Raw genomic sequence first — 17,499 nt, forward strand, 5'->3', positions numbered from 1 at the left:
TGCGCATGGCAGCGGTGGCAGCCTGGGTGTTCATCCTGCTGATGCTGGCCGCCTGTGGCACGTTGCAGAGATCAGGTGAATTGGGATTCCGTTCAGGTGTGCATACGGTGCGCCATCACGAGACCCTGTATGCCATCGCATGGCGGTATGGCCTTGAATGGCAGGATCTGGCCCGCTGGAACGACATCGACGAGCCCTACACCATCTATCCTGGGCAGCGTTTGCGCATGAATCCTCCGTCCGGTGATCGTCAACCTGTCGTGGCGCAAGCGCCCCCGGCCCAGCGGGGTGGAACGCCCCGCGAGACCCGCAACGAACCTCCACCAAGACCACAGCCCCGCCCGGTTGAACAGCGGGCTGATACGGGGCCGCCCGCTTCCTCCGGGGATCGTCCTCAAGCTCGACCCTCCCCGCCCCCCACGAGTGCGCCACCCACCCAGCGCAGTGCTGCCTCCAGCGGCCCCATCGATTGGCGCTGGCCCACCGATGGCGAGGTCATACGTGCATTCCCGGCCTCCGGTACGGGCAAGCGGGGAATCGGTATCGCCGGGCAGGCGGGCCAGTCGGTGCGGGCCGCGGCCAAGGGGCGAGTGGTCTATAGCGGAAGTGGACTTGTCGGATATGGAAAGCTTATCATCGTGAAGCATGATGATACCTATCTCAGTGCCTATGCGCACAATGAGAAAATCCTTGTAAATGAAGGGGATGAGGTGTCTCAGGGGCAGGAGATTGCGCTCCTGGGTGACACCGGAACCGATCGCCCCATGCTGCATTTCGAGATTCGAAAAGACGGGAGGCCCGTGGATCCATCAAGCTATTTGCCAGACCGATAAAACCTAAGGGGCAGCCGCCCCGCACAGGAGGTCACATGCCGAGAAGGCGAGATAAGAGCCCCGTGTACGAGGATGATGAGGAGAAGGTTGAGGAGGAAGGACTGTCGGCATCCGGAGATCGGGTGAAGGCGTCACTGGATGACACGGAGGAAAGCGATGGCACGCCGGCACTTTCGGACGAGGTGGTAGGGGCGGCGACCGAAAATGATGCGGAAGAGGAGAATGAGGAAGACGAGGTCGTGTTTGCCGCGGGAGAGCCGCCAAGAGCCGATCTGGACGCCACTCGACTGTACCTCAGCGAGATCGAATTCTCTCCTTTGCTGACACCAGAGGAGGAGGTGTATTACTCCCGTCTGGCCCAGAAAGGAGACGAAACCGGTCGACGCAAGATGATCGAGTGCAATCTGCGCCTTGTCGTCAAGATTGCCCGTCGCTACATGAATCGGGGACTGGCGCTGCTGGATCTCATTGAGGAAGGCAACCTGGGTCTGATCCGGGCCGTGGAGAAGTTCGATCCCGAGCGCGGCTTTCGCTTTTCCACCTACGCCACCTGGTGGATCCGGCAGACCATTGAGCGGGCCATCATGAACCAGACCCGCACCATTCGTCTGCCCATCCACGTGATCAAGGAACTGAATGTCTACCTGCGCGCCGCCCGGAAGCTGGCCCAGGAACTGGACCACGAGCCCACAGCCGAGGAGGTGGCCCGCCACCTGGACAAGCCGGTGCAGGACGTCAAGCGGATGCTGGCCCTTTCAGAGCGCGTGACCTCCGTGGATCTCCCCATTGGCAAGGACGGTGACCGCCCCTTGCTGGATGTGATTCCCGACGAACAGACACCCGAGCCCGCGGATCTCGTCCAGGACGAGGATGTGGTGCAGTACGTGGATGACTGGCTCATGGAACTGGACGAGAAGCAGCGAGAGGTGATCGTTCGCCGCTTCGGTCTGCACGGCTTTGAGCGTTCCACCCTGGAGCAGGTGGGCTTTGAACTGGGCGTTACCCGGGAGCGGGTGCGGCAGATACAGATGGATGCCCTGAAAAGGCTGCGGAAGATCCTGGAAAGTCGAGGATTCTCGGAGGATACGCTGCTGCAGAACTGAAGCATTCAGTTCGGGATCAACAACGCCGCTGCCACCCGGCGCCCCTCGCCCATGATGATGTTGTAGGTGCGACATGCCGCTGATGTATCCATCACCTCCAGACCGACGCCTCGATCACGCAGGGCAAACAGCACGTCCCGAGGTGGCCAGCGCAGGACAGGGCCTGTGCCCAGCAGTACGATCTCCGGCTGCAGGGCCAGCACGGGCTCGAAGACCTCGGGCTGCAGATCTTCCACCCGGGCAACCGGCCAGCGAGGTATCAACCGGTCGGGTAGTACCACCAGGCTCTCGTGATGAGCCACCTGATTCACCTGCACACCACCGCCTCCATAGGCGGTGATGATGTTCTGGCCTTCGCCATACTCACGCGTCATCTTCATGATATGAAAAGTACAACCCGGCCGGGCCACTGGCAAGCCGTGCTACCTGGCCCTGAGCGTACTGATTGACAGCCCCCGGGTGCCCCTTTATTGTTTCTGGTTTCCCTTTTTCCGACCATCCAGCCCTTGGAAACACCCGTGATCGACGACTTTCCCAGAATCAAGCGTCTTCCGCCGTATGTCTTCGGTATTGTCAACGACCTGAAGGCCAAGGCCCGCGCCCGGGGCGAGGATGTGATTGATTTCGGTATGGGGAATCCAGACCAGCCCACGCCCCCTCACATCGTCGAAAAGCTCGTGGAGGTGGCCCGCCGAGGCGACACCCATCGCTATTCCGTGTCCAAGGGCATCCCACGTCTGCGGCGGGCCATCTGTCACTGGTACAAGGACAATTACGATGTGGATCTGGATCCGGAGACCGAATCCATCGTGACCATCGGCTCCAAGGAGGGCCTGGCCCATCTGGCTCTAGCCACCCTGGGGCCTGGCGACGCGGTGCTGGTGCCTAATCCGGCCTATCCCATTCATCCCTACGGTTGCGTCATTGCTGGCGCCGATATCCGTCATGTGCCCCTGACACCGGATGTGGATTTCTTCGCGGAACTGGAGCGAGGTATCCAGGAATCCTGGCCGCGACCAAAGATGTTGATCCTGAATTTCCCGGCCAACCCCACCACCCAGTGTGTCGACCTGGAATTCTTTGAGAGAGTGGTGGCCATTGCCCGGGAGCACAAGATCTGGGTCGTGCATGATCTGGCCTATGCAGAGATTGTCTTTGATGGCTACAAGGCCCCCTCCATTCTACAGGTGCCTGGGGCCAAGGATCTGGCGGTGGAGTTCTATACCCTCTCCAAGAGCTATAACATGCCGGGCTGGCGCGTGGGTTTCATGTGTGGCAATCCCACGCTGGTAGCGGCCCTGGGACGCATCAAGTCCTACCTGGACTACGGCACCTTCACACCCATTCAGGTGGCGGCCATCGCCGCGCTGGAAGGCCCTCAAGACTGTGTGGAGGAGATTCGCCAACTCTATCTCAGCCGCCGGGATGTGCTTTGCGACGGGTTGAATGCCCTGGGCTGGGAAGTGGAAAAGCCCAAGGCCACCATGTTCGTCTGGGCACCCATTCCGGAACCTTACCGCGAGATGGGGTCGCTGGAGTTCTGCAAGAAACTGCTGCGTGATGCCAAGGTGGCTGTCTCGCCGGGCATCGGTTTTGGCAGTCAGGGTGACACCCATGTGCGCTTCGGTCTGATCGAGAACGAGCACCGTACCCGCCAGGCCCTGCGTGGCATCAAGGCCATGTTCCGGGAAGATCAGCGAGCGGCCAAGATCGCCTGAGCGCGTCAGGCCCGGTGGGGGTGAGTGGCCGCGCCGCCGCCCCCCGATTGTTTGGCTCTCCCTTCATTTTCGCCGCATCCGGCCGCTAAGACAGTGGACGGTGCGTTGGCGTGTGTTCGAGCGGAAATTGGCCGCACTCAATGCTGCATTGCAAGAGAGAAACCCGTCACAAAACGGTTCCCGATATCGGACACCTGAGGTAGCATGCAAGTAGATGGACGCAATACCGGGAGTGAATGATTTTTCTCATTTTTATTGGGGGTATGGGGGCAGACCACGCCATAACCCGCCCGCTCAAGGTCAAGTCTTAAGGGAAGGGGAGTACGTACCACATGGCCAAGTCAATTCTTACGGTGGACGATTCCGCGTCGATTCGCCAGATGGTGTCCTTCACGCTCAAGGGGGCCGGTTACACTGTCACCGAGGCGGTGGATGGGCAGGACGGTCTGGACAAGGCCCGTTCCGGCAATTTCAATCTGATTTTTACTGATCAGAACATGCCTCGGCTGGATGGCCTCAGCCTGATCAAGGAACTGCGCGCGCTGCCGCAGTACAAGAGTGTGCCGATTCTGATGCTCACCACCGAATCCGGCGAAGCCATGAAGGCCCAGGGACGTTCTGCCGGAGCCACGGGTTGGCTGGTGAAACCTTTCGATCCCCAGAAGCTTCTCGAGGTTGTGCGTAAGGTGATCGGCTGATCATCACACCCCTGACATTCCTTGAAGGAGGACGGGAATGACCATCGACATGACCCAGTTCTATCAAGTGTTCTTCGACGAGGCCGATGAACATCTGGCGGATATGGAGAGCCTGCTCCTGGAACTGGATGTCGATCAGCCGGATCTGGAGATGCTCAATGCCATCTTCCGTGCCGCCCATTCCATCAAGGGGGGTGCCGGCACCTTCGGTTTCAACGATATGGCCCGGGTCACCCATATCCTGGAAACCTTGCTCGACCGCCTTCGTAAACAGGAGCTTCAGCCCATCACCGAGATGGTGGATGCCTTTCTGGAAGCCGGCGATGTTCTCAAGGCACAGTTGCAGGCCCATCGTGAGGGCGACGAATACCAGGATGAGCGCATCGACCGAGTCTGCACCTGGCTGGAGCGACTCACGCACGGTGAACAATCGCCCAGCGCTGCCCCCCCAGCGTCTCCCGAGCCACCCCCCACCCGGGAACGGCCGGTCGAGCCCAGCTGGCAGATTACCTTTGACCCCCACGCGCCCGAGTTCAAGGCGGATGTTCATCTGGATGCCCTGGCCGACAGCCTGGGTGAACTGGGCACGCTGAAGCGACATTCCGAGGCAACCGGACGTCCGGTGACCTGGCATCTTGCCGGGCATGGCATCAGCCTGGCGGATATTCAGGACATCTTTGATTTCATCTGCGACCTCAAGGGGGTGCAGATCATGCCCATGGATGGCGCAACAAAAAGTATGCTGTCCGCCTCGGATGACGGTGATGAGTCCTTTGGGTTTTTCGATGAGGCCCCTGGCGCGCCCGAGCCCGAGGAGGCCGAGGATCCGGGATACGGTTTCTTTACGGATTCACCGCCCCCCCCCATGTCGGCGCCATCGGATCACCATGGCGAGCAGTCCGATAGCAGCTATGGTTTTTTTGAGGATGCCCCGGGCGCTGAGGCCTGCCACGACAGCGATACGGGAAGCTACGGACTCTTCGGCAACAGCCCGGGCATGGCGCAGGTGGCTTCTCAGGCCGCCCAGGACCGGGAGGAGGATGCCCAGGGTTACGGCCTGTTCGATCCCTCACCCGGCTATCCCACCTCTATCCACTCAGAAGATGATGGACACCCCGGAGCACCCGAAGCACCGACAAAGGGGGGGGGCACGGGCCGCCCCCCGCCCAACAAGGAAGCAACGGCCAAAGCCCAATCTCCCAAGCGCGGCCCCGGTGGGGATTCGTCCATTCGTGTCAGTGTCGAAAAGGTGGACCAGCTCATCAATCTGGTGGGAGAACTGGTCATCACCCATGCCATGCTGGCCGAGTCTGCGTCTCGACTGGATCCTGTCACTCACGAGAAGATCTTCAGCGGCCTGTCCAATCTGGAACGCAACTCACGGGACCTGCAGCAGTCCGTCATGTCCATCCGCATGATGCCGATCAGCTTTGTTTTCAATCGTTTTCCCCGGGTGGTGCGCGATACCGCGGCCAACCTGAAGAAGAAGGTCACCCTGCGTCTGGTGGGTGAGGAGACGGAGTTGGATAAGGGTCTCATCGAGCGCCTGGCAGACCCCCTGAACCACCTGGTGCGCAATAGCATTGACCATGGCATTGAATCCCCGGAAAAACGTCTTGCAGCCAGCAAGCCCGAGACCGGCGAGATTGTCCTGCGCGCCAGTCACCAGGGCGGCAACATCGTCATCGAGGTGAATGACGATGGCGCCGGGCTGAACCGGGAAAAGCTCCTGGCCAAGGCAGCCGAGCGGGGTGTTCCCTTGTCCGATAACCCCTCGGACAAGGAAGTGTTTCAACTGATCTTTGCGGCCGGCTTTTCCACTGCGGATAAGGTGACCGACATCTCCGGACGGGGTGTGGGCATGGATGTGGTCCGCCGCAACATTGAACAAATGAACGGCCGGATCGAGATCGACTCCGCGCCGGGGCAGGGCACACGAATCACCATCCGGCTGCCTCTGACCCTGGCCATTCTGGACGGGATGGCCGTGCGCCTGGGCGACGAGACCTTCATCCTGCCCCTGACGGCCATCCGTGAATCCATCCAGCCCAAACGGGAGCAGTTCAAGACAGTCTCCGGCAAGGGCAAGGTGCTCAATACCAGCGGGGAATACCTGCCTCTGGTGATGCTCCAGGACGTGTTTGACATGGGGCAGGCCGGCCAGCGCCTTGAGGACTCCATTGTGGTGATCGTGGATACCAATGAGGGCCGCATGGCCCTGGTGGTGGATGAACTGATGGCTCAGCAGCAGGTGGTCATCAAGAGCCTGGAAACCAATTATCGCAAGGTGCGTGGCGTCTCAGGGGCCACCATCCTGGGGGATGGGCGTGTGGCTCTGATCCTTGACGTGGATGAGCTGGTGCACTTGAACCAGGAAATGCAGCCCAAACGCACAGGCACTTCGGAACAGGGGAATCTGGCATGAGTGAAGATCTGAAGGAGCGGGCGGTCATCAGCAGCGATGACAGCCGGGAATACCTCACATTCACCCTGGGCGATGAGGAATACGGCATCGACATCCTCAATGTCCAGGAGATTCGCGGCTACGACGCAGTGACCAAGATCGCCAACTCGCCGGATTACATCAAGGGTGTGATCAACATGCGCGGGGTGATCGTGCCCATCATTGATATGCGCCTGAAGTTTCAACTGGGGCAGGTGGAGTACAACCAGTTCACGGTGGTGATCATCCTCAACATCTCAGGGCGGGTGATCGGCATGGTGGTGGATGGTGTCTCGGATGTGGTGGCCCTCAAGGGGGACCAGATCCGGCCCGCACCGGAATTCGGCGCAGTGCTGGATACCGCCTACATCGACGGACTCGCCACGCTGGATGAACGCATGGTCATCGTCGTCGACATCGAAAAACTCATGACCAGTGGTGACATGGGGCTGGTCGACCGAATTCAGAACGAATCCCCATGAGGCACGGGTTCAATCACGGGCCCATTCAAGAAGCAGCAAGGAGTCAAGGCCATGCGTTGGTTCAATAATCTGTCGGCAGGTGTCAAGATTGCGCTGCTTGGCGGCGTGTTACTGCTCTCCCTGTCCTATGCGGTCTTCGAGGCCTACAAGGGGTTTACGGGGTGGTCCGATTATTCGCAGCAGGTCCGTGACAATCGGCTCCCCTCCCTGGAAGCCCTCGGTCAGATGAATACCGAGCGCATGGCCATCCGTGCCCAAACCGTGGAGGTGATGCTGCAGGAGGAGGCCTACACGGATAAATCCGCGCTGCGGAACATTGCGCAGGAGCGGGCACAGTCCTGGGAGGCCATTGACCACTACTGGGCTCAGTTTGCCGAAATACCTCGCCTGACTGAAGCAGGCCAGCGGTTGTATGACCGGCTGAGCGGTGAATACCAGGCCTGGCGAGCCATCTACGTGGAACTGGATGCCTTGATCGATAATCTGATCCGGGCCCAGGATCCCCTGCAGTACGATGCCTACATGCTGGAGTATGCCGAGACCGTGGAACGCATGATTCCCATCTCCAATACCATGGGGGCCACCTTTGTGGAACTGGTGGAGGGTAACCTGTCCCGGGCCACGGCCGATGCCAATCACAATGTTCAGGCTGCGGCCAGCGAGATACGGATTACACTCTGGCTCTCCTTCATTGCCATTGCCCTCTCCATGGCCCTGGCGTTGCTGACCTTCTTCAGCATGGTGCCACCGCTGCGGGCCCTGGTGGCGAAGTTCGATGCCATTGGTTCCGGCCAGTATGATCAGGAAATCGAGCAGACTCGCAAGGACGAGGTGGGCAAGGCCCTGAAGGGGCTGGCGGACATGCAGGCCAAGCTCAAGGCGGACATCGCCGAAACCAAGCGTGTGAGCGCCGAGAACCTGCGCATTCGTTATGCCCTGGACAGTGTGTCCTCCAACGTCATGGTTTCCGATCCTAAAGCCGAGATCATCTATGCCAACGACGCGGTGATCGGCATGTTCCGCAAGGGAGCCAATGACATCCGCAAGGATATGCCCAACTTCGACCCGGATCGGGTGCGCGGTGGCAGCATGGATCTGTTCCAGAGACAGGCCGCCGATCTGCGTCAATCCATGGACGCCATGCGTTCCACCCATGAGTCGGAAATCATCATCGGTGGTCGCACCTACCAGCTGATCGCCAACCCCATCTTCGACGATGAAGGCGCGCGCCTGGGTACGGTCATCGAATGGGCCGACCGCACCGAGGAACTCAAGGTGGAGAGGGAGGTGACACACCTGGTGGAAGGCGCAGTGAAGGGGGATTTCAACCAGCGCATCGCCACCGAGGAACTGGAAGGCTTCTTCAAGCGTCTGGGTGATGCCATCAATAATCTTGTGGAACGCACCTCCACCGGCCTGGGTGAGGTGGCGCGCGTCCTCAACGCCGTTGCGGATGGTGATTTGACCCAGCGCGTGACGGGTGATTATGAAGGAACCTTCGGGCAGTTGAAGGAAGACACCAACGCCACCGCCATTCGACTGCAGGAACTCATTGGCCAGATCAAGGAATCCGTGGATGCCATCAATACGGCGGCCCGGGAGATCTCCGTGGGTAACACCGATCTGTCCCAGCGCACCGAGGAGCAGGCCTCCAGCCTGGAGGAGACCGCTTCCAGCATGGAAGAGTTGACCTCCACGGTGAAACAGACGGCCGACAACGCCCGCCAGGCCAATCAGCTCTCCAGCAATGCCCGGGATGTGGCTTCCCGTGGCGGAGACATGGCCAGGGAGGCGATGGATTCCATGAAGGCCATCACCGACAGCGCCGACAAGATCGGCGAGATTATCACCGTGATCGACGGCATTGCCTTCCAGACCAATATCCTGGCACTGAACGCAGCGGTGGAAGCCGCTCGCGCCGGGGAACAGGGTCGGGGTTTTGCCGTGGTGGCCGGCGAGGTGCGCAACCTGGCACAGCGGTCTGCGGCCGCTGCCAAGGAGATCAAGGCCTTGATTGCCGAGGATGCGGAGACCATCGAGACCGGCAGCAAGCAGGTACTTGCAGCCGGGCAGACCATGGAAGAGATCGTCAACGAGGTGAAGCGGGTGACCGATCTCATTGCCGAGATCGCGGCGGCCTCCGACGAGCAGAGCACGGGTATCGAGCAGGTCAACAGCGCCGTGACCCAGATGGACGAGGTGACCCAGCAGAATGCCTCGCTGGTGGAGGAGGCAGCGGCTGCCGCCGAGTCCCTGGAGGAACAGGCTCAGGGTCTGGCCCGCGCGGTCAGCGTATTCCGGGTGGATGAGAGTGCCGTGGCCTCCGCGGGTCGCGCGCTGCCGGCGGCTCCCCAGGCCCCCAGCCGGGCGCTGCCCGCGGGTAAGGGGCAGTCCAGTCGTCCAGCGGCCAGCAAGGGGAGCACCGGGCCCAGCCGCAAACCCCAGCAGAACAAGGCGGCGGGTGGGGCCGCGAAGCCGGGTGGCCGACCCGACTCGCATGCGTCCTCGGACGATGAGTGGGAAGAGTTCTGATCAGCGTCGGAGCCGCTCATCCATGACCAAGGTCCTCGGGCCCGATGTGATGCACCGGGCCACCATCTCCCGCGGTCACGCCCATGCGTGACCGCGAATTCGTCTTCAGGGACGCAGACTTCGAGCGCATCCGGCGCATGATTTATGAATACGCCGGTATTTCGCTCAACCCGGGTAAACGGGATATGGTCTACAGCCGCGTGGCGCGTCGTCTGCGTCAGGCCGGCCTCAATTCCTTCGACGCCTATCTGGACCGTCTGGAGGTGGATGGGGAAGAGTGGCAGCACTTCGTCAATTCGCTGACCACGAATCTCACCTCCTTTTTTCGCGAGGCCCATCATTTTCCGGTGCTCTCCGAGCATGCCGGCCATATGCATGGCCGGCATCGACGCACACTAAGGATCTGGTCGGCAGGTTGTTCCACGGGCGAGGAGCCCTATTCCATTGCCATGACCCTGATCGACACCTTCGGGAGCTGGACGCCACCGGTGAAGATCCTGGCCACGGATCTGGATACCCAGGTGGTGCGCCATGCAGCTGAAGGTATCTACCCCATGGAGCGCATTGAAAAGATGCCCAGAGAAGATGTGAAGCGCTTCTTCCTGCGGGGCCGCGGAGGGCGTGAGGGCATGGTGAGAGTGCGGTCGCAGGTACGGGACCTCATCTCCTTTCAGTCGCTGAACCTGCTGGGGCCGAGTTGGCCGCTCAAGGAGCCCTTTGATGCCATCTTCTGTCGCAACGTGTTGATCTACTTTGATAAGCCCACCCAGTACAAGCTGCTGTCCAGATTTCATCCCCTGCTGCATCCGGAGGGTTTGCTGTTCGTGGGGCATTCGGAGAGCCTGGCCCATGCCGCCGATCTGTTCCGCCTGCAGGGCAAGACGGTCTGCGTGCCGGTGGCAAGGGGGCGCCCATGAGCGAGGGTTTCGAGGAGGTATTGGCACCTAACCTGTACTATGACCGGCACTTCGACATGGATGCCGTCAAGATCCTGCCGGGCGAATACTACGTCTCCAACCGTGAGCTGCTGATGGTGACCGTGCTGGGCTCTTGCGTTGGGGCCTGCGTGAGGGATCGGCTGAGAGGCATTGGCGGGATCAATCACTTCATGCTGCCCGATGACAAGCGCAACGAAGACAGCCGCGTGGGCAGTTCCATGCGCTACGGGGACTATGCCATGGAGATCCTGATCAACCAGTTGATCAAACTGGGGGCGCGCCGGGAGAACCTGGAGGCCAAGGTTTTCGGTGCCGGCAACGTGCTGCCAGGTTTCAAGAGCAATATCGTGGGAGAGCGCAACGCTCAGTTCGTGACCGATTACCTGGCCACGGAGGGTATTCCCATCGCGGCGCAGGATTTGCTGGGTAATCACCCGCGCAAGATCTACTTCTTTCCCACCACCGGCCGAGTGCTCGTAAAAAAACTGCGCAGTCTGCACAACGAGACCATCATCGAACGGGAACTGAGCTACAGCCAGAAGCTGCGTCAGGCCAAGGTATCCGGCGAAGTGGAATTGTTCGATTGACGTATGACAGGAGACCGACTCATGCAGGGCTTTGGGATGGAGACAATGACACGGGCACTGGCACCCCACGGGTCGGCGGTGCTGGTCAGTGGGGCGATGATCGTCGCCTGGTTGCTGCTGTCATTGCCCGCCTGGCTTGGCATGCTGGCGGTCGCCCTGATCTGGGTGGGTTCGCTGCTATGGCAGGCTCGAAGCACCGCGAGTGCCGGGCGAGCAGACAAGGTCCGTGCAGATGAACGACAGGGCACACTGGATAATGACCGGGAACTTTGGGATATGGTCATCCAGATCGATGCCCTCATCGCGCCGGAGACAAGCGAATTACGTACCCTGGTGGGACAGGCCCGTCAGTTGATCCGGGATGCCGTCAGTGACCTGCAAGAGAGCTTTCATAACCTCAACCAGACCTCCAGGGAACAGCAGGAACTGGCCCTGAAGCTGATCCGGGGCATGTCCACTGACACTCAGGCGGGCTCTGAGAGCGAGGCCATCGACATGGACGAGTTCATGGAGGAAAACAGCAAGGTGCTGGCACAGAACGTTCAAATGCTGATCGACATGGGCAAGCACAGCGTGGAGGTGGCCCACCAGGTGGATGATCTTTCCAGTTTGATGGATGAGATCTTCAGCTTGCTCGACAGTGCCAAGCATATTGCCGGGCAAACCAATCTGCTGGCACTGAACGCCGCCATCGAGGCGGCCCGGGCCGGGGAGGCGGGTCGGGGATTCGCCGTGGTGGCCCAGGAAGTACGCAAGCTCTCACAGGATTCGGATCAATTCAACGAACAGATTCGTTCTCAGGTGGAGCAGGCCAATCGACTCTTTGGCCACGCCAGGGAAGTGGTGGGCCGCATGGCCTCGCAGGACCTGAATACCTCCATCAGCGCCAAGGGCAGCATGGACGACATGATGGAACAACTGCAGAAACTCAATCAAAACCTGTCCCAGGGGCTGGATCACATGTCCGGCGTTGCCGAGCGCGTGCAGCAGAACGTGGATGCAGCCGTCAGACTGTTGCAGTTCGAGGATATCGCCGGCCAGGTGCTTGATCGGGCCCATACGCGGATCGATTTCATGGAACGCTTTGTCGCCGAACTGCGCCAACTCCCCATGGTGGAGCCTGCCAGGTCGCAGGAGCAGCTGGAACAGGCCCGAGGGCGACTCAAGACCTTGCGTGAGGAATTGCAGGATGCAGCTCACCGGCCTGTTCAACAAAAATCCATGGACGAAGGTGACATCGAACTCTTCTGATGCGATCCCCATGGCCACAACAGGCGGTTCTACCATGAGTGACAATGCCAGAGACAAGCCAATACGTGTCCTGGTGGTCGATGACTCGGCATTGGTGCGCAAGCTCCTTACGGAGGTCCTGAATTCCGCTGGGGGCATTGAGGTGGTGGGGACAGCCCAGGACCCCTACGTGGCACGCGAGCGCATCAAGAGCCTCAATCCGGACGTGTTGACTCTGGATGTGGAGATGCCGCGCATGGATGGCCTGACCTTTTTGCGCAACCTGATGCGCCTGCGTCCCATGCCTGTGGTGATGGTGTCCTCGCTGACCGAACGCGGGGCCGAGGTGACCATGCAGGCCCTGGAACTGGGGGCCGTGGATTTCGTCACCAAACCCTCGCTGGACCTGGCCAACACCCTCAATGCCTATCGTGACGAGTTGGCAGCCAAGGTCAGGGTCGCGGCCGGCGCCAGGGTGCGCACCCTGGCGCCGGTGAAACCGAAGCATTCCGTGGATGAGATCCTGCCCTCCAAGGCCGTGGGAAAATGGCGTACCACCGATCGTCTGCTGGCCATCGGGGCCTCCACCGGGGGAACCGAAGCGGTGAAGGACGTCCTCATTGATCTGCCGCCGGACAGCCCCGCCGTGGTCATTGCCCAGCATATCCCTGTCGGTTTCAGCGGTGCCTGGGCACAGCGCATGAACCGGCAGAGTCGGCTGTTGGTAAAGGAGGCGGTGGAAGGTGAACGCCTGATGGCGGGCCACGCCTACGTGGCGCCTGGAGACCAGCATCTACTGGTGGCTCGGGATGGCGCACGCTATGTCTGCCGCCTGAGCATGGCCGAACCGGTCAACCGTCACCGCCCCAGCGTGGACGTCCTGTTTCGTTCCGTGGCTCAAGCCGCCGGCAAGAATGCCTGTGCTGCCCTGCTCACCGGCATGGGCGCTGATGGTGTGCAGGGTCTGAAGGAACTTCACGATATGGGCGTGGAGACCATTGCTCAGGACGAGGCGACCAGTGTGGTCTGGGGGATGCCTGGAGAGGCGGTAAAGCGGGGCGCGGCCTCACAGGTGCTGCCACTGGATCGGATTGCCGAGGCCATGCTGAAGGCCTCCCGCGTGCGCTGATAGTCTCAAAAGTTTGGGCACATGCCCAAAAATCTGAGATCATCTTCACATTCTCTCCTGCTTTCTCCATGACTGTTTTCGTCGGAGCCTTGTCCCCATGAGCATTAAACGCCACGTCGATGAAAAAACCAATCTGGTGACGATATCCGTCGGTGGGCGGTTTGATTTCGCCCAGCACAAGGCCTTCCGGGATAGCTACCGGGATCTACCGGCCCAGGGCACCCGCTATCGGGTGGATCTGAGCGAGGCTTCTTACCTGGACAGTTCGGCCCTGGGCATGTTGCTGCTGCTACGGGAGCATGCTGGGGGGGATACCGCCCGGGTGAGTCTGCGCGGTTGCAGCGACGATGTGCGCCGCGTGCTCAAGATCGCCAATTTCGATCGCCTGTTCAATCTGGAGTGACCACTTACCCCATGTCACCCGACGCGCCCCCGCGCTCCAGCCCCGGGCCTGAGAATCCCGCGTCTGCCATCCCGGTGGACTGCCGGGGTTTGGCGCTGGTCGTGGACGATGAGCCCACCAATCGGCGCCTGCTTGCGAGAATGCTGAAGAAGGAAGGGTTCGAGACCCTGGAGGCCGAAAGCGGCAGCCGGGCGATCGAGCTGTTCGAGCAATCGCCGCCGGATATCGTTTTCATGGATGTGATGATGCCGGGCATGGACGGTTTCGAGGCGACCCGACGCATCAAGGCCATGGCGGGATTCGACTTTGTGCCGGTGATCTTTCTTACCGCACTGCATGATGAAAAGTCCTTGGTGCAATGTACTGAGTCGGGAGGGGATGATTTCCTCACCAAACCCTTCAACTTCAGCATCCTCAAGGCCCGCATCACCGCCATGGAGCGGGTGCGTGATCTGCAGCGCATCATTGCCGGCAAGAACCGGGAACTGGAAAACCTCCTGGAACAGGACCGTCAGGAGCAGAAGCTGGCCGAACGGGTTTTTAATCGGGCCGTGAACGATCGCAATGTGCGCACGGAACAGTTTGGCCTGGTGCAGCGACCCGCGACCACTTTCAATGGCGACCTGGTGCTGACCCAGGACCTGCCCGATGGGGGGGTACGCATTCTCCTGGGGGATTTCACCGGCCATGGCCTGGCAGCAGCCATTGGCGCCCTGCCGGTAGCCGAGACCTTTCGCACCATGACGCGCAAGGGAGTGGACGACGAACAGGTGCTGGACGAGATCAACCGCAAGCTATACCGCGTGCTGCCGCCGGAACGCTTCATGGCCGCCTGCCTGATCTCCCTTCCCGGTTCTGGTCGGGAGATCCGCTGGTGGAACGGCGGCATGCCCAGTGCCTGGTTACGCAATCGCGAGGGGTTCCAGGAACTGGCCTCCCATGCATTGCCATTGGGCATCCTGCCGGAATTGTCTGATCGGGACCCCCCCCGACGCGTGGCCGTGCGCCGTGATGATCGACTGCTGATGATGAGTGACGGCCTGCTGGAAGCGCGCAACCCCGAGGGCCAAATGTTCATCGACCATGGCTTTTCGGAGGTATTGAACGCGTGGTCCCATGGGGAAGCCGTGCTCCCCGGGCTGTTGCGGGCCCTCGAGAAACACTGCGCTGATCAGCAGCCGGAGGATGATATCGCCATTCTGGAGGCCCCTCTGGATCCTGAGCTCTTCAGCCGCCCCCCGGTGAGTCGCGAAAGTCACCCGCAAGGAGGCTGGAACTGGTCGTTGACGCTGGAGGATGAGCGCCTCGGGGATCTGCCCTCCCTGGAGTCTGCCCTGCGTCCGCTTGGGTTGCTGGATGGCCTGGAGGAAGATGCCGGCCCCCTGGAGACCATCGTCAACGAGCTCTACAGCAATGCCCTGGAACACGGCGTGCTCCAGTTGTCGTCCCGCATGAAGGCCGACCCGGAGGGGTTTTGTAGCTATTATCTGGAGCGGGGCAGACGCCTGGCCGAGGGCTGTCAGGGCCGTGTGGATGTGAGCGTCACCTATGAGCCTGACAGGACGTGCGGCGTGTTCCGGGTCAGAATCAGTGATTCCGGCCCGGGTTTTGACGCAAGTCAGTGGGAAAAGACTTCGCTGGACACCACCCGCCCCTGGGGCCGGGGTATCGCCCTGGTGCGCGATCTATGCGAGACCGTGGTGTTTGACGAATCAGGCTCCCGGGTGGAGGCCGTGTATCGGTGTCGTTAAAGGACGAGGACAGTTCATTCCTTGAGTCGGTGGGTGAGCGCCTGCGGTGGCAGACCCAGGCCATGGAGGCCATGGTCAACGGGATTGCCATTGCCGATGCCACTCAGCCGGATGGCCCCTTGGTGTATGTGAACCCAGCCTTTGAGCGCATGACCGGTTATCGGGCTGAGGAGGTGCTGGGTACCAATTGCCGTTTCCTGCAAGGCGATGACCGGGATCAGCCCGGCATCCGTGAATTACGTGATGCCGTGGTCGAGGGGCGGGCCACGAAAGTGTTGATCCGCAATTATCGCAAGAATGGGGAGTTATTCTGGAATGAGTTCAGTATCTCGCCAGTGCGAAATGACGCGGGGGCGGTGACCCACTTTGTGGGGATTCAGCAGGATGTGACGGAACTCATGCAGACCATGGAGGCTCTGCGCCAGGCCAAGTCGGACGCCGACCGGGCCAACCAGGCCAAGTCGGAATTCCTCTCGCGCATGAGCCACGAACTGCGCACCCCGATGAATGCCGTGCTGGGATTTGCGCAGTTGCTGGAGTTTGACCCGGACCTGGGCAGCGAACAGCGAGAAAACGTCGAGGAGATCATCCGCGGCGGCCGGCACCTCCTGGATCTGATCAATGAGGTGCTGGATCTTGCCAAGGTGGAATCGGGGCGAGTGGAACTCTCACCCGAGCCGGTGGCATTGCAAGGCCTGTTGCAGGAATGTGTGGCCCTGGTTGAACCCCTGGCCAGGGAGCGGGACCTGGAGATACAGATAGGGCAGGCACTGCCCGACCACTACGTGCATGCTGACCGGGTTCGTCTGAAACAGATCCTGATCAATCTGCTCTCCAACGCCATCAAGTACAACCGACCGCAGGGGCGAGTGACTCTGGACCTGGAGCCGGCCATGGAGGTCAACCCGGGGGTGCGCATCCTGGTGTCCGATACCGGGCGGGGTATTCCGAACGAGCGCATCACCAAGCTGTTCGAGCCATTCACGAGGTTGTTGGAGGATGAGCACAAGGTGGAGGGCAGTGGCATTGGTCTGGCCATCACCCAGCGGCTGGTGCATCTCATGGGAGGGTGCCTGGGGGCCGTCAGCCAGGTGGGGGAGGGCAGCACCTTCTGGGTGGAATTACCTCAGAGTATCGCGACCGACGAAACGCCCGGGCGGCAGGCCCCTTCAGGCACGATCGAGTCTACCTCGGGGCAACCCGATGCGGTGCGCAAGATTCTGCAGATTGAGGACAATTTTGCCAATCTGCGCCTGCTTGAGCGGCTGCTCAAACGTCATGATGACTTCAGCGTCCTCAGTACGGAAGATCCTTACATCGGTCTGGAACTGGCCCGGGAGCACTGCCCGGATGTGATCATTCTCGATATCCAGCTTGCCCGTCTGGATGGCTTCAAGGTGTTGGAGCGCCTGCGGGAGGATGTAACCACCCGCCACATCCCCGTTGTGGCCCTCACGGCCAATGCCACGGAGCCAGATCGTCAGCGCGGCCTGGCAGCGGGGTTTGATGCCTATCTGACCAAGCCCCTGAATTTGGGCGAGTTGCTTGATACAATTCGCAACGTTCTGTCTCAAGACCGAGCCAACCGCCCCGGTCCCAAGGTGCGCCAGTGAATACCCATAACCTTTCCAACAAGACCCCACACGAGCCGG

The 17,499-nt window shown here is 60.7% G+C and carries 15 protein-coding genes; 14 read left to right on the forward strand and 1 reads right to left on the reverse strand.

Annotated features, from left to right (window positions below; translation table 11 throughout):
* Positions 1 to 5 precede the first annotated feature (5 nt).
* Entirely contained in the window at positions 6 to 833 is an 828-nt protein-coding gene (locus LPW29_RS08365; protein ID WP_238627628.1) for a peptidoglycan DD-metalloendopeptidase family protein, read from the forward strand.
* A gap of 35 nt (positions 834 to 868) precedes the next feature.
* Complete coding sequence (gene rpoS, locus LPW29_RS08370) at positions 869 to 1,936, forward strand: RNA polymerase sigma factor RpoS (protein WP_238627629.1); 1,068 nt, start codon at positions 869 to 871, stop codon at positions 1,934 to 1,936.
* Between the two features lie 5 nt (positions 1,937 to 1,941).
* Here rpoS and LPW29_RS08375 read toward each other — a convergent pair whose 3' ends face one another.
* Complete coding sequence (locus LPW29_RS08375; protein WP_238627630.1) at positions 1,942 to 2,316, reverse strand: Mth938-like domain-containing protein; 375 nt, start codon at positions 2,314 to 2,316, stop codon at positions 1,942 to 1,944.
* A gap of 138 nt (positions 2,317 to 2,454) precedes the next feature.
* Here LPW29_RS08375 and alaC point away from each other — a divergent pair, with 138 nt between their 5' ends.
* From alaC to LPW29_RS08440, 12 genes are all read left to right on the forward strand, one after another.
* Positions 2,455 to 3,654: an alanine transaminase gene (gene alaC, locus LPW29_RS08380; RefSeq protein ID WP_238627631.1), complete on the forward strand. Its 1,200-nt coding sequence runs from the start codon at positions 2,455 to 2,457 to the stop codon at positions 3,652 to 3,654.
* A 332-nt stretch (positions 3,655 to 3,986) separates the two neighbouring features.
* Positions 3,987 to 4,352, forward strand: coding sequence for a response regulator (locus LPW29_RS08385; protein WP_090254677.1), 366 nt, complete (start codon positions 3,987 to 3,989; stop codon positions 4,350 to 4,352).
* 37 nt (positions 4,353 to 4,389) lie between these two features.
* On the forward strand, positions 4,390 to 6,777 hold the full coding sequence (locus LPW29_RS08390) for a chemotaxis protein CheW (RefSeq protein WP_238627632.1): 2,388 nt from the start codon (positions 4,390 to 4,392) through the stop codon (positions 6,775 to 6,777).
* Positions 6,774 to 7,277 carry a chemotaxis protein CheW gene (locus LPW29_RS08395; protein ID WP_238627633.1) on the forward strand — a complete coding sequence of 168 codons (504 nt, stop codon included), beginning with the start codon at positions 6,774 to 6,776 and terminating at the stop codon, positions 7,275 to 7,277. Before LPW29_RS08390 ends, LPW29_RS08395 begins: the two co-directional genes overlap by 4 nt.
* Positions 7,278 to 7,328: 51 nt before the next feature.
* Entirely contained in the window at positions 7,329 to 9,809 is a 2,481-nt protein-coding gene (locus LPW29_RS15500; RefSeq protein ID WP_274520320.1) for a methyl-accepting chemotaxis protein, read from the forward strand.
* A gap of 83 nt (positions 9,810 to 9,892) precedes the next feature.
* Positions 9,893 to 10,726 carry a CheR family methyltransferase gene (locus LPW29_RS08410; protein WP_238627634.1) on the forward strand — a complete coding sequence of 278 codons (834 nt, stop codon included), beginning with the start codon at positions 9,893 to 9,895 and terminating at the stop codon, positions 10,724 to 10,726.
* Entirely contained in the window at positions 10,723 to 11,334 is a 612-nt protein-coding gene (gene cheD / locus LPW29_RS08415) for a chemoreceptor glutamine deamidase CheD (protein ID WP_090254688.1), read from the forward strand. The genes LPW29_RS08410 and cheD overlap by 4 nt, the downstream gene beginning before the upstream one ends.
* Positions 11,335 to 11,379: 45 nt before the next feature.
* Positions 11,380 to 12,585 carry a methyl-accepting chemotaxis protein gene (locus LPW29_RS08420; RefSeq protein WP_238627635.1) on the forward strand — a complete coding sequence of 402 codons (1,206 nt, stop codon included), beginning with the start codon at positions 11,380 to 11,382 and terminating at the stop codon, positions 12,583 to 12,585.
* 34 nt (positions 12,586 to 12,619) lie between these two features.
* Positions 12,620 to 13,693: a protein-glutamate methylesterase/protein-glutamine glutaminase gene (locus LPW29_RS08425; RefSeq protein ID WP_238627636.1), complete on the forward strand. Its 1,074-nt coding sequence runs from the start codon at positions 12,620 to 12,622 to the stop codon at positions 13,691 to 13,693.
* Positions 13,694 to 13,790: 97 nt separating this feature from the next.
* On the forward strand, positions 13,791 to 14,096 hold the full coding sequence (locus LPW29_RS08430; RefSeq protein ID WP_090254692.1) for an STAS domain-containing protein: 306 nt from the start codon (positions 13,791 to 13,793) through the stop codon (positions 14,094 to 14,096).
* 11 nt (positions 14,097 to 14,107) lie between these two features.
* The gene (locus tag LPW29_RS08435) at positions 14,108 to 15,847 is read left to right on the forward strand and encodes a SpoIIE family protein phosphatase (RefSeq protein ID WP_238627637.1); all 1,740 of its coding nucleotides are present in this window, start codon (positions 14,108 to 14,110) and stop codon (positions 15,845 to 15,847) included.
* The gene (locus LPW29_RS08440; protein WP_238627638.1) at positions 15,838 to 17,460 is read left to right on the forward strand and encodes a hybrid sensor histidine kinase/response regulator; all 1,623 of its coding nucleotides are present in this window, start codon (positions 15,838 to 15,840) and stop codon (positions 17,458 to 17,460) included. The genes LPW29_RS08435 and LPW29_RS08440 overlap by 10 nt, the downstream gene beginning before the upstream one ends.
* The last annotated feature ends 39 nt before the right edge of the window (positions 17,461 to 17,499 follow it).

It is taken from the genome of Ectothiorhodospira sp. 9100 (assembly GCF_022227565.1).
In the GTDB taxonomy this organism is placed as follows: Bacteria; Pseudomonadota; Gammaproteobacteria; order Ectothiorhodospirales; family Ectothiorhodospiraceae; genus Ectothiorhodospira; species Ectothiorhodospira marina.

Bases quoted from the DNA above. Each gene is read 5' to 3' on its own strand.
- LPW29_RS08410 (WP_238627634.1), top strand. From the start codon at position 9,893: ATGCGTGACCGCGAATTCGTCTTCAGGGACGCAGACTTCGAGCGCATC.
- LPW29_RS08365 (WP_238627628.1), top strand. From the start codon at position 6: ATGGCAGCGGTGGCAGCCTGGGTGTTCATCCTGCTGATGCTGGCCGCC.
- LPW29_RS15500 (WP_274520320.1), top strand. From the start codon at position 7,329: ATGCGTTGGTTCAATAATCTGTCGGCAGGTGTCAAGATTGCGCTGCTT.
- rpoS (WP_238627629.1), top strand. From the start codon at position 869: ATGCCGAGAAGGCGAGATAAGAGCCCCGTGTACGAGGATGATGAGGAG.
- LPW29_RS08430 (WP_090254692.1), top strand. From the start codon at position 13,791: ATGAGCATTAAACGCCACGTCGATGAAAAAACCAATCTGGTGACGATA.
- LPW29_RS08390 (WP_238627632.1), top strand. From the start codon at position 4,390: ATGACCATCGACATGACCCAGTTCTATCAAGTGTTCTTCGACGAGGCC.
- LPW29_RS08395 (WP_238627633.1), top strand. From the start codon at position 6,774: ATGAGTGAAGATCTGAAGGAGCGGGCGGTCATCAGCAGCGATGACAGC.
- LPW29_RS08420 (WP_238627635.1), top strand. From the start codon at position 11,380: ATGACACGGGCACTGGCACCCCACGGGTCGGCGGTGCTGGTCAGTGGG.
- LPW29_RS08435 (WP_238627637.1), top strand. From the start codon at position 14,108: ATGTCACCCGACGCGCCCCCGCGCTCCAGCCCCGGGCCTGAGAATCCC.
- LPW29_RS08385 (WP_090254677.1), top strand. From the start codon at position 3,987: ATGGCCAAGTCAATTCTTACGGTGGACGATTCCGCGTCGATTCGCCAG.
- LPW29_RS08375 (WP_238627630.1), bottom strand. From the start codon at position 2,316: ATGAAGATGACGCGTGAGTATGGCGAAGGCCAGAACATCATCACCGCC.
- LPW29_RS08425 (WP_238627636.1), top strand. From the start codon at position 12,620: ATGAGTGACAATGCCAGAGACAAGCCAATACGTGTCCTGGTGGTCGAT.
- cheD (WP_090254688.1), top strand. From the start codon at position 10,723: ATGAGCGAGGGTTTCGAGGAGGTATTGGCACCTAACCTGTACTATGAC.